Source organism: Ensifer sp. M14, from assembly GCF_003355565.1.
GTDB lineage: Bacteria > Pseudomonadota > Alphaproteobacteria > Rhizobiales > Rhizobiaceae > Ensifer.
In genome coordinates, this window is record NZ_QJNR01000012.1 from 7,350 (window position 1) to 19,337 (window position 11,988).

10 protein-coding genes and 2 pseudogenes are annotated in these 11,988 nt (G+C 57.1%); 3 read left to right on the forward strand and 9 right to left on the reverse strand.

The window, feature by feature from the left end; all coding sequences use genetic code 11:
- Positions 1-18: 18 nt before the first annotated feature.
- A pseudogene (locus BLJAPNOD_RS27815) lies at positions 19-1,263 on the reverse strand (IS3 family transposase).
- 64 nt (positions 1,264-1,327) lie between these two features.
- Between BLJAPNOD_RS27815 and BLJAPNOD_RS27820 the strand changes: the two are divergent.
- The 3 genes and pseudogenes from BLJAPNOD_RS27820 to BLJAPNOD_RS27830 all read left to right on the forward strand — a co-directional run.
- Positions 1,328-2,200, forward strand: a pseudogene (locus BLJAPNOD_RS27820) (IS256 family transposase); the annotation flags it as partial.
- Positions 2,201-2,310: 110 nt separating this feature from the next.
- Entirely contained in the window at positions 2,311-3,864 is a 1,554-nt protein-coding gene (locus BLJAPNOD_RS27825; protein WP_115422239.1) for an ISL3 family transposase, read from the forward strand.
- A gap of 126 nt (positions 3,865-3,990) precedes the next feature.
- The gene (locus BLJAPNOD_RS27830; protein ID WP_158556187.1) at positions 3,991-4,581 is read left to right on the forward strand and encodes a diguanylate cyclase; all 591 of its coding nucleotides are present in this window, start codon (positions 3,991-3,993) and stop codon (positions 4,579-4,581) included.
- Between the two features lie 35 nt (positions 4,582-4,616).
- Here BLJAPNOD_RS27830 and BLJAPNOD_RS27835 read toward each other — a convergent pair whose 3' ends face one another.
- The 8 genes from BLJAPNOD_RS27835 to ccoN all read right to left on the reverse strand — a co-directional run bounded on the left by BLJAPNOD_RS27835 (position 4,617) and on the right by ccoN (position 11,898).
- Positions 4,617-4,922 carry a hypothetical protein gene (locus tag BLJAPNOD_RS27835; protein WP_115422204.1) on the reverse strand — a complete coding sequence of 102 codons (306 nt, stop codon included), beginning with the start codon at positions 4,920-4,922 and terminating at the stop codon, positions 4,617-4,619.
- Between the two features lie 21 nt (positions 4,923-4,943).
- Positions 4,944-5,189, reverse strand: a complete 246-nt coding sequence (gene ccoS, locus BLJAPNOD_RS27840) for a cbb3-type cytochrome oxidase assembly protein CcoS (RefSeq protein ID WP_343215832.1) — start codon at positions 5,187-5,189, stop codon at positions 4,944-4,946.
- On the reverse strand, positions 5,159-7,408 hold the full coding sequence (locus BLJAPNOD_RS27845; RefSeq protein ID WP_115422206.1) for a heavy metal translocating P-type ATPase: 2,250 nt from the start codon (positions 7,406-7,408) through the stop codon (positions 5,159-5,161). Before BLJAPNOD_RS27845 ends, ccoS begins: the two co-directional genes overlap by 31 nt.
- Before the next feature lie 2 nt (positions 7,409-7,410).
- Positions 7,411-8,217 carry a DUF2189 domain-containing protein gene (locus BLJAPNOD_RS27850; protein ID WP_115422207.1) on the reverse strand — a complete coding sequence of 269 codons (807 nt, stop codon included), beginning with the start codon at positions 8,215-8,217 and terminating at the stop codon, positions 7,411-7,413.
- Between the two features lie 213 nt (positions 8,218-8,430).
- Entirely contained in the window at positions 8,431-9,312 is an 882-nt protein-coding gene (ccoP, locus tag BLJAPNOD_RS27860; RefSeq protein WP_115422209.1) for a cytochrome-c oxidase, cbb3-type subunit III, read from the reverse strand.
- Positions 9,303-9,470 (reverse strand): cbb3-type cytochrome c oxidase subunit 3, encoded by a 168-nt coding sequence (locus BLJAPNOD_RS27865; protein WP_115422210.1) that lies wholly within the window; start codon positions 9,468-9,470, stop codon positions 9,303-9,305. Before BLJAPNOD_RS27865 ends, ccoP begins: the two co-directional genes overlap by 10 nt.
- A gap of 18 nt (positions 9,471-9,488) precedes the next feature.
- Positions 9,489-10,241: a cytochrome-c oxidase, cbb3-type subunit II gene (ccoO, locus tag BLJAPNOD_RS27870; RefSeq protein WP_115422211.1), complete on the reverse strand. Its 753-nt coding sequence runs from the start codon at positions 10,239-10,241 to the stop codon at positions 9,489-9,491.
- A gap of 4 nt (positions 10,242-10,245) precedes the next feature.
- On the reverse strand, positions 10,246-11,898 hold the full coding sequence (ccoN, locus tag BLJAPNOD_RS27875) for a cytochrome-c oxidase, cbb3-type subunit I (RefSeq protein WP_115422212.1): 1,653 nt from the start codon (positions 11,896-11,898) through the stop codon (positions 10,246-10,248).
- Positions 11,899-11,988 lie beyond the last annotated feature (90 nt).

Here is an 11,988-nt window from a genome sequence, read left to right on the forward strand (position 1 = left end):
TGACCTGCCACGGAACTTTCACCCAGCAGCGACTAGAGCCCCGGCGGTTCTGAATACGCCAAGTGGCGCGGTGTGAGCAACCGGCGGAAACGCGAAGCTTTCATCTTGTGCAGCGTTGGAGCCGGTTGCGGCGATGGTCCCGGCAAAGTCTGCCGGGGTTTTGTATCCGAGCGATGAGTGCGGCCGGAAATGGTTGTAATCGTCCGCCCATTCAGCAATGGCGCTTCGGGCATGATCGAGGCCGAAGAACAGGCTTTCGTTGAGCAGTTCGTCGCGCATGCGCCCGTTGAAACTCTCGACATAGCCGTTCTGCATCGGCTTTCCCGGCGCGATGTAGTGCCATTCGACCTTGTGATCTTTCGACCAGGCGAGGATGGCATTCGACGTTAGTTCGGTGCCGTTGTCTGAGACAATCATTCCTGGCTTGCCGCGTCGTTCGATCAGCGTCGTCAGTTCTCGGGCGACACGTCGACCGGAGATGGATGTGTCCGGGATCGCCGCCAGGCATTCGCGCGTCACATCATCGACAATGTTGAGGACGCGGAAGCGTCGGCCGCAGGCAAACTGGTCATGCACGAAGTCCAGCGACCAGCGGGCATTGGCCTTCGCCTCGACCAGGATCGGCGCACGCGTGCCGACCGCACGCCGCCGGGCTTTGCGCTTGCGAACGGAAAGACCTTCCTCGCGATAGAGCCGGTAGATGCGATTGACGCCGGACGGCTCCGGAAAGACCTTCCTCGCGATAGAGCCGGTAGATGCGATTGACGCCGGACGGCTCTCCGTCCCGCCGAAGCAGGACGAACAGTCGCCGGTATCCGAAACGCCGTCGCTCATTGGCGAGGTCGCGTAGCTTCGCCCGCAATTCTACCTCCGGCGGTCGGCAGGACCGATATCGCACCATCTTCCGATCCGCAGATATAATCTGGCAGGCCCGCCGTTCCGAAAGACCCATGACGGTCTTCAGATGCGCGACGGCGTCGCGTTTGGCGGCAGGCCCTACCATTTTTTTGCAAGAAGCTCGCGAAGTGCGGCTGCATCCAGCATCTGTTCGGCCAGCAGCTTCTTCAGTCTCGCGTTCTCGTCTTCAAGCGCCTTCAGCCGCTTCGCCTCGGAGACTTCCATGCCACCGTATTTGGCTTTCCAATTATAAAACGTTGCTTCTGAAATTCCGTGCTTGCGGCAGAGGTCGGCCACCTTCGCGCCAGCCTCCTGCTCCTTCAGCACCGCAATAATCTGCTCTTCCGTAAATCTCTGCTTCTTCATTCGTCCGTCCTTTAATGGGCCGGACTCTAATCCATTCTGGAGGAAATTCTCAGGGGCAGGTCAAATCTCGACGCGTTCTGTCGACGACCTCGTCAAAGCGATGGGCATGAGCGGCATCTCCAAAAGCCAGGTGAGCCGCCTGTGCGAAGAGATCGACGTCAAGGTGAAGGCGTTCCTCGACAGGCCGATTGAAGGTGACTGGCCATTCGTGTGGGTCGACGCGACTTACCTCAAAGTCCGGCGTGGTGGTCGCATCGTTTCCGTTGCCGTCATCATCGCCGTCGGCGTCAACAGCGACGGGCGGCGCGAGGTTCTGGGCATGGAAGTCGGCACGTCCGAAGCTGAGCCGATCTGGACGGAGTTCCTGCGCAGGCTGACACGCCGAGGATTGCGTGGCGTGAAGCTCGTCGTCTCCGATGCGCATGAAGGCCTCAAGGCTGCAGTCACTAAGGTGCTCAGTGCCACCTGGCAAAGATGCCGGGTTCACTTCATGAGGAATGTTCTGGCGCACGCCGGAAAGAGCGGCAGGCGGGTCGTCTCCGCCTTCATCGCCACGGCCTTCGCACAAGATACGCCCGAAGCAGCCAGCGCTCAATGGCGCAGCGTCGCCGATCAGATACGGCAGAAAGTTCCAAAGCTCGCGTCCATTATGGACGATGCTGAAGAGGATGTGCTCGCCTACATGACCTTCCCGAAAGAGCACCGGGCAAAGCTGCATTCGACGAATCCAATCGAGCGTCTCAACGGCGAAATCAAGCGACGCACCGAGGTCGTCGGCATCTTTCCGAACGACGAAGCCATCGTCCGTCTCGTCGGCGCACTGCTGCTCGAACAGAATGATGAATGGGCCGTCCAACGCGCCAGATACCTGACACTTGAGACCATGGCGCAAATGAGCGATGATCCCCAAATCAGTCTGCCCGCTGTGGCACGCTGATATCCCTCCGGCCCTATGTCTGTGTTTCGGCGTGCAAATTTGGCTCTGACTCATTTTTGATGCAGTCGTAATGATGCTGTGTTGCTGGTTTCCACAAAGGAATCAGCATGATGAGCACGAAGCTCTGCGCTTCTGATTTGGTCCCGGCTGGCTTCATTGCTGAACGCATTACGCGCGTCGGCGATGAGACCTGCATCCTGCTTTCCCGAACCAACGCAACGGCGGCTTGTCCAGCGTGCGGACGAATGTCTCGAACGGTCCGAAGTCGCTATTGCCGCCAGGTCGCGGACCTTCCCCTATCAGGAAGGCGCGTCAGACTTCTCGTGCGGACTCGGAGGTTCGCTTGTGATGCCGTGCTTTGTGGGAGACAGATATTCGCCGAGCGGTTTGGCGATGTACTGCCGCCTTATGCCAGACGAACCGGACGCCTCGAGCATGTTGTCCATCACTTGGCCCTCGCGCTTGGTGGACGCCCGGCGGCCCGTTTTGCCCAACGTCTGATGCTTCCCGTCAGCAACGACACCTTGCTACGCGTCATCCGCAGGCAAGGCCTTCCGCCATCAGCCCCACCCTCGGTGATTGGCATCGATGATTGGGCCTGGCGTCGCAATCATCGCTACGGCACGATCGTGTGTGATCTGGAACGGCGGCGGCCGGTCAGTCTGCTGCCAGACCGCGAGCCAGCGACGGCGGAGGCTTGGCTGCGGCAGAACCCCCAAATCCAAATCGTTGCCCGCGACCGTGGCGGCGCTTACGGGCTGGCAGCCGCAAGGGCGTTGCCTGATGCCGTGCAGGTCGCTGATCGATGGCATTTGATGGAGAATGCCAGTCGTGCATTCCTGGACGCGGTCCGCAAATCGATGCGGCAAATCCGCAAGACGCTCGGCGCAACGCGCGTCGATCCGAAGCTGCTGACTGCGGCAGAACGCCTTCAATACGAAGGTTATCTCCGACGGGAACAGACCAACGCGGCCATCATGGCGCTGTCGAAGGACGACATGACGATCAAGGAAATCGTGCGCCGCACCGGTCATAGCCGCGGCTTGGTCCGCCAGGTGCTCAGAGGGCAACGAAACGATGTCTTTCGGTCCCGAGAAAGTTCGTTGGAAATGTATCTGGAATGGCTCGACGCACAATGGGCTGCCGGCAGGCGGAACGGCACTGAACTATGGCGGCGTTTGAGAACACAGGGCTTTCGCGGTTCGCGCCGAGTCGTGAGTGAATGGGCCACACGGCGGAAGCGGGCCGACAAGGCGGACGCGGATACGTTGACCCGCACTCCCTCCGCCAGGACGATTGCTCGCCTCCTAACAACCAACAGAGACAACTTGACGAAATCCGAAACCGTCACCATCGCCGCGATCGAAAGCGGCGTCCCGCTGCTCATTGCGGCTCGCGATATCATTACCGACTTCCATGTGATGGTTCGGCGCAAAATGGAAAGCCAGCTCATGCCGTGGATCGACCGCGCCCGAGACAGTCTGGTCGCCTCCTTTGGCAACGGAGTAGTGAAAGACATTAAGGCGGTTCGAGCGGCGATCGCCTCACCATGGTCCAATGGGCAGACCGAAGGGCAGATCACCAAGCTCAAGCTGGTAAAACGCCAAATGTACGGACGCGGAAAGCTCGATCTTCTTCAAGCCCGGCTGATCGGTGCGACATGAAAGGGATGCATCAAATCTGCGTCAGAGCCAAAATTGGATGCCGATAAGGGGTGAATTTTGGATGCTGATTGACAGGCGAGAAGCCGGAAAACCATAGAAGGCGATTCCACGATAGCATATTCGGATGTGACCGAGCATCACGAGCGGGAACTGGAACTTTGTCAGCTGAACGATCGCTTGGCGGCACTCGCCAGCACGGACGGGCTGACCCAGCTTCCCAATCGCCGTGCCTTCGATGCTGCTCTGGAGACCGCGTACTCCATCGCCGTTGAAAAAGGCGGCTACATTGGGCTGCTGATGATCGATGTCGACCGCTTCAAGGCCTATAACGACACCTATGGCCATCCCGCGGGAGACGCTTGTCTGAAGAAAGTTACACAAGCAATCAGCGATGCGTTGGCACCGATGAGAGGCAGTGTAGTTGCGCGCTACGGAGGCGAGGAGGTGGCGGTGATTTTGCCGGGCGCTGAGCTCTCAGAGACCCTGGCGATTGGGGGCATTGTCTGTGCCGCAGTTCGAGCTCTCGGCGTCGACCACATCGGCAGCGAAAAGCGTGTCGTGACAGTGAGCATCGGATGTTCGGCGATCAAGCCATCGAAAAACGGCACCAAGAGCCATTTGTTGCGTCAAGCCGACTTGGGCCTGTATGCTGCCAAGGCCGCGGGGCGGGATTGCATTCGAATCGCTGAGACCGAGCAGGAAACTGCGGCAGTCTGACTCGCAGGTTTTTTCGAACCCCCGTGCGGGCAGGCTCAAGATGGCTCGATAGCCTTTGGTACGCGGCGACCCTTGACGACGCCGAGGACCGCGCCCAAAGTTCCACCGGTAACTGCACCTGCGGAGCCACCCGCCAGAACTGCGATGAAGGCGTTCAATAGGGCGGGCAGGAGACCGGACGCGGCTTGTACGAAAATTCCTGCCACCAGCCCCACAACGGCTCCGATAATACCGAGTATAATTGCGAAGCCCGTCACCGTTTCTGACGGATCGATCATTGCTGGAAGTGCCGGATCACTCATCGATGGATGTTCGGTTCGGGTGTCTGCGCTGTGCTCCATTTTCCACTCCCTATCGTCGCTTCAACTGCCTACTTGCGAAACGCCCTTATATCGTTGGCGTTCCTTGTGTGAAGTAAGGCCTTCAACATCGGAGACGCCATCGCCGTCGTTTACGAGGATTCGCGCCGCTGCACCGTCCAAATCGTGGTATTGCCCAGCGCGCAAGGACCACAGGAACGCAGCCAGCCCGACTGCGCCCATAAGGAGTGCCACGGGGATTAGAACCACGAGATAACTCATGATATCATGGCGGGGTGGCCGCTCCATTGTTCCCGGCGAAATACTGGTCTAGCTAACCGCATGGAATTGCACACGACAAGAACCGACGACAACGACATCGCGATCGCTGCAGCTAGTGGCGTGACGTATCCCGCAATCGCAAACGGGATACTGACGACGTTATAGGCCACCGCGAAACCGAAATTTTGGCGGATAAGATCCTTTGCTCGTTTGGCGGTCTCGACAATTTCTCGCACAGCCAACAGATTATCGCCCAGGAATATGAAGTCAGCATGGTTTCGGCCGATGTCCGAGGCCGTTGATGGCGCGATCGAAACATCGGCAGCGGCGAGAGCAGGGGCGTCATTTAATCCATCGCCAACCATCAAGACTTTATCTGATGAGGATTGGAGAGCCCTTATCGCTGCAACCTTGTCAGCTGGGAGCAGTTCCGCGCTGAATCTTTCAATTCCGAGACGGTTTGCAACGCGAGACACGGCACGTTCATTATCTCCCGAGACAATACCGAGTGAGGTTCCACCCATTGTCAGTGATTGAACCAGTTCTGATGCTCCTGGTCGGACCACGTCGTCAAATTCGAAGACTGCAAGTATCTCATCGTCTCTGGTGAGCACTGAAGCGGTCCCAACGAAGTCTCTTGAAAGGTCCGTATGGTTCGTTGCCCAGGATGCACGGCCCAAACGGTAGATCTGCCCGTGCCTCCGGCCCTCGATGCCAAGGCCGTGAAGTTCATCCACGCTGTCAAATGTTTCCGGCTTCAAACCCTGGCGCGTACCGACCTCGGCAACCGCTCGTGCGATAGGGTGGTTTGAAAGCCGCGCAAGGCTGGCTGCAATACCCAGAGCGCCAGCGGGAATTGGCTGGGCATTGACCAACTGAGGTGCACCAAGCGTGAGCGTTCCCGTCTTGTCGAACAACACGGTGCGCGCGTGGCTTACGCGTTCTAGGGCAGAACCGTCCCGGACCATGATGCCCCGTTCGAAAAGCCGCCGTGTGGCGACAACCTGGACCATGGGAACTGCCAATCCAAGTGCGCATGGGCAGGTGATGATCAGGACCGCGATCGCAGTTGTGACGGCTTGGTGAAGGTCTCCTGAGACGTACAACCAGCCGGCAAGCGTGATTGCGGCGATGGAGTGGACCACCGGCGAATACAAAGCTGCAGCGCGATCCGCCACACGCCTGTAGCTTGTTCGAGCGCTCTCGGCTGCGTCCACCAAGCGTGCCATTTCAGACAAAAAAGAATCGTCAGCGGATTTCGTCGCAACGACGACGATTGGGCCGCCAACATTCAGCGCGCCCGCTGACAACGTTGCGCCCACGTCGACGGATTTCCATCGACTTTCACCTGACACTACGGACGAGTCGATTTCGGTTCCTCCCTCGTGCACAACGGCGTCGACCGGCACGCGATCGCCGGACCGGATAAGCAGGCGCATTCCCGGCTGAACATCCTCGAGTGGGGTGTAAGAAAACAACCCGTTTTCATGAATGAGGTTGGCGCCGCGGGGGATCATTTTTTGGAGATCATCGATCGCCGAACGTACCTTGCCCCGCATCATTTGATCCAGGGTTCTGCCAGCCAGAAGGACGAAGATGAGCGACACGCTGGCATCGAAGTAAACATGTCGCGCGCCTGTAAACGTGTCGTACAAACTGAGGATAAACGCGACCATGATGCCGACACTAATGGGTACATCCATGTTGGTGCTCCCGCTCCGCAGAGCCCTCCACGCGGAGACGTAAAATATCCTGCCGGAGTAGAAAACAGCGGGAACGGCCAAACCAGCGGAAATCATGTGAAATGCGTTTCGTGTTGCCGGATCTGCCCCTGACCAGACCGAAACAGAGAGGATCATGATGTTCATTGAACAAAAGCCGGCAACCGCAAGCGCTACCAACAGTGACGACAAAGATCCGTCGGCGGACACGTTAGTGATGATGTGAGCAGAATAGCCGGCCCTGGCTAACTCCCCAATGAAATCGGGGCAGTCGGCCCTTCCGCTGTTCCAACTGACTGTGACGCGTCTTTGGGACAGGTTCACACGCGCGGATTCAACAGCTTGGAGGTCGCTCAGCGCACGTTCGATCTTGGCGATACAACTTGCGCAATGCACTTCAGGTGTTGAAAGGGTCACCTGTCGAAGTCCATTGCCAATACCCCTGCTTGCCAGGAGTATTTCCTCGCCACGGGAACGAACCGCATCGTTGTTTAGAGAAATGTCAGCGAAGGAGCAGCAAGCCATGGCTACTTCACCGCTTTATACGCATGCCAAGTTGCGTGGCCGAGAAGGGGGAAGATTACGATCAACCCTATGCCCGCCGTGGCCACTGCGATCACAAATAGAGCCAAAATTAGCGCACCCCAGAGCAACATTGGACGCAAATTGTTCCAAACCAACGCGGCACTGACACCCATTGCCGTGAAGGCATCGATCTCCTGGTCGAGAAGCATTGGAATTGAAAAGGCGCTGATTGCAAAGGAGAAACCGGCGAACAAGGCCCCCACAAATACGCCCACGACTAGCATCGCCCAGCCGGTCGGAGTGGTGAGGAGCAATTCGGCGACGTGCCGGAGGCCGGGGAAGGGGCGAACGCCAAAAAAAAGTGCATAAATCAAGACTGCGGCTCGCATCCACAGAAGCATGAGCATGCAAAGGAGCAGCCCTGTGAAAAATACCTGTGCGCCAGCTCTCGGGCGGACGCCAAGCATTCCACCGAACGTGGTCTGCTGCGAGTTTTCAAGGCGCGCACTCTTCAAATAAAGACCAGACGCCAGAAGTGGTGCGATGATCATCAGACCTGCAACAACAGGAAAGAGAAAGTAATCACGTCCTGTTGCAAACAATACCCACACCGAGAGGATCCAAAGAACGAAGACGGCGATTCCATAGGCCAGACTTTGGGCGGGGGAGATCGAGAAGTCGCACCAGCCTTTAGCCAGCCAGGTGAACGGGGCGTTGATGGGAAGGTGTCGTTGCCACTTGGGGTTCCAGGTTTCTTCTATACCCGAGACCTCACTAATGAGACGCCTGGTTTTGTTGTGCGAAACCATATGACTCTCCTTAAGCTTGGGATCAGCACGATGACTTCGCTGCCTTGAACTGCCCCGGTGAGGTTCCCGTATTCTTCAGATGCGCTACACATCCAGGATCGCTGTCGTATGCCACAAACAACAAATGAGCATTCGCGCCAACAAAGAGCGCGCATGCCGCAGCAATGAGAGAGAAAACTAGAATGGGCGATTTTGATCGGTGTCTTGTCGTCATCACGGCTTCTCTACTCCAAGGGAGTTCACATAAAGAGCCAGGGCCTTGATCTCGAGGGGCGTCAACCTCTCGTCCCAAGTTGGCATGTGGCCCTGCCGTCCGCCGTGAACTGTGTCGATGATGTTCTGGAGGCTGCCGCCATACACCCAATACTGGTCTGTAAGGTTGGGCGCGCCAACCTCCCGGTTCCCTTTGGCATCCTCACCATGACACGCGGCGCACGTTGTCAGGAAGACTTCGCGGCCGCGCTCCATTTGCCCGACATTATCGGCAGTAGAGGCGGCGGGATCAGTTAGGGAGCGAACATACAACGCAACATCCCTGACCTGATTGCGATCCAACATTTCGTCACGGCCAAAGGCGGGCATCTGCGCCACCCGGCTTTCCGCATGCTGGGTGTTGATCCCGACTTTGAGTGTCTGAGCGATGTTTTCCGGACTGCCGCCCCACAGCCAATCGTCATCCGTGAGGTCTGGGTAGTTATTCCTACCCCTCCCATCGACGCCATGACAGGCAGCACAGTTATCTCCGAACAATTGGTGACCCATCGATCTGACGGTGGCCATCAAACGTTCGTCGGCTCTGATTTCGTCGAAAGATAGCGTTTCAAGTTGTGTCGTCAGAGCGGCCCGGTCTGACGTGGCAGTTGCCAATCTCTCTTCGACGGTTTTGCGCTGGTCGATTCCCAGTAGCCCCTTGGTGTACGTTGACCCAAGCGGCCATGTAGGAAGCAGCACCCACCACACAAGCGCGAAGATATGCGTAATAATCAGGAAGAGAAGGACCCCGCGCGGCACCGGAGTGTCCAGTTCCTTGATGCCGTTCCATTCATGCCCAGTTGTCTTGCGGCCGCTAACGGGATCGATTTCGTCTACTTCCATGGCACATCGTCCTCATCGAGAATGTTGTGTTTAGCGCGATCGAACCGAGCCTTGTTCGACGGCCAGAAAGTGTAAATAAGCACGCAAATTGAAAAGCCGATGAGGTAGAACAAGCCCCAACTCTTGGCTGCTTCAACCAGAGTATCGTGCGTAAACATTTCGGCTCTCCCATGGGTTCAATCGTTGGGATCGGGTGCTTGTTCCGTCGCTGCCGTGTTGGCATGGGCGGCTTCGGTCAGACGGCCGAGCACTTGGAGGTAGGCGACGAGCGCATCCATCTCGGTCACGTTCGTGGCAACGCCATCGAAGGCACTGACTGTCGTTTTCTCACCGTATCGCTCGGAGACACCTGACGATTGCGGGCTGTCGGGCATTGCCTGGCCGTAGGCGTCAGACGAGGCGTTGGCAATCATCTCGTCCGTGTACGGCACACCAACCATTCGCTGAGCTTGAAGATGCTCGGCGAGGTCGTTCACCCGCAACGGCGTCCTCGCAAGCCAAGCATATGCCGGCATGTTCGATTCCGGCACAACGTCACGAGGATTGCTTAGATGAGCGACGTGCCAGAAGTCTGAGTACTTCCCACCAATGCGGGCAAGATCGGGTCCCGTGCGTTTGGATCCCCATAACATTGGATGATCGTATTTCGACTCGACTGCAAGCGAGTAGGGGCCGTACCGTTCAACCTCATCGCGTAGCGTGCGGATCATCTGGCTGTGACAGGCGTAGCAACCTTCCCGGACATAGATATTGCGGCCTGCCAACTCGAGCGGCGTGTAAAGCCGCATGTCGTCCACGGTCTCGACCGTCTCGTCGATCGTGAACAAGGGGGCAATCTCCACAATGCCTCCCACACTTGCCGCAGCGATGATCGCCAGTACAAATCCAATTGCAGTCCGTTCGAGCTTGCGATGAAACAGTTCTGGCATCGCCTTACTCCGCTGGGTCTGTTGCGGTGTTCTGTGGAATCGACGTGATAGGCGGCGCATCTGCTGCGTAACCACCCACAGGGACTTCCCGAACGGTCATCCAAATATTGTAGGTCGCAACGATCGCACCCAACAGGAAGAGGAGTCCTCCGAAGGCTCGGGCGATATAATAGGGATACATTGCGACAAGCGAATCGATGAACGAGTAGGCAAGATTGTTGTCCTCACTATAGGTGCGCCACATTAGACCCTGGATGATGCCCGAGTTCCACATGGCAAACACATAGATCAGGGTGCCTGCGAGGGCGAGCCAGAAGTGGACTTCGACCAGCGTGGCTGAATACATGCGTTCGCGTTTCCAGATTGCGGGAACAAGCGTGTACAGCGATCCGTACGTGATCAGCGCTACCCATCCGAGTGCACCCGCATGCACGTGCCCGACGGTCCAATCCGTATAATGGGAAAGGGAGTTCACCGGGCGTATGGCGAGAAACGAACCTTCGAACGTAGACAACCCATAGAAAAAGGCGGCGGTCATCATGAAACGAAGTGTGGCGTCATCCCGCACCTTGTGCCACGCGCCGTTGAGCGTGAGCAGCGCGTTTCCCGCTGACGCCCATGATGGAACGAGCAACATGACCGAAAATGTCATGCCCAAATTTTGTACCCAATGGGGCAGTGCCGTGTAGTGTAAGTGATGGGATCCGGCCCACATGTAAAAGAACGTGATACCCCAGAAGCTTAGTATCGATAGGCGATACGAAAAAATGGGGCGTTCGGCTCGTTTCGGCAAATAGTAATAAAGCATTGCCAAAAAGCCGGCGGTCAAAAAGAAAGCAACGGCGTTGTGCCCATACCACCATTGAACCATAGAATCCTGGACGCCTGCCCATATTGTGTAGCTTTTTGCATGGCCGAATGAGACAGGGACCGTCAGGTTGTTGACGATGTGCAAGATGGCGACCACGAGGATGAAAGCCATATAGTACCAGTTGGCGACATAGATATGGGGTTCGCGGCGGCGCGCCAAAGTCCTGATGTACAGGATAAAGTAGGTCACCCAGACAACTACCAGCCAGAGATCAGCATACCATTCGGCCTCGGCGTATTCTTTCGATTGGGTGATTCCCATGAAATAGCCGGTGACTGCCAATATGCAGAAAAGATTATAGCCCATCAGCACGAACCACGGACTGAGCTGGTCTGCCAACCTTGCACGGGACGTTCTCTGGACGACGTGGAATGAGGTTGCGATCAAGGCATTGCCACCAAAACCGAAGATGACGCCGGTCGTATGCGCTGGACGGATACGACCGAAACTTGTCCACGCCGTATCGAAGTTAAGGCTAGGCCAAGCTAGCTGTGCCGCCGCCCAAACTCCGATGAACATCCCAAAGATCGCCCAGGCCAGGGTGAATGCGACACCGGCTTTGATCGGGTCATCATAATATCGCTCGATCCGGGTCGGATCGGGCAAACCCTCGAAGGCACGCGAAATGATGATGAATATGAGCGCGACACTGTAGAAGAAGATTATTGCGCCATGAACGCCCAGCGGGTCCGTTCGACCAGCCGCTCCCATCGCGATCCCGATAATCGCGAGCAAAATTAGTATTGCGGACGCCAATCCCCGTTCGGTGGTCGTCAACTGTCCCATTGTTGGCCCCCTCCTGCAGTGCCTCGTCTTCGACCATCTATCTCCGATAGTGCGCATTTCAAGTGCGAAATCAACGAATTGATATTTGTC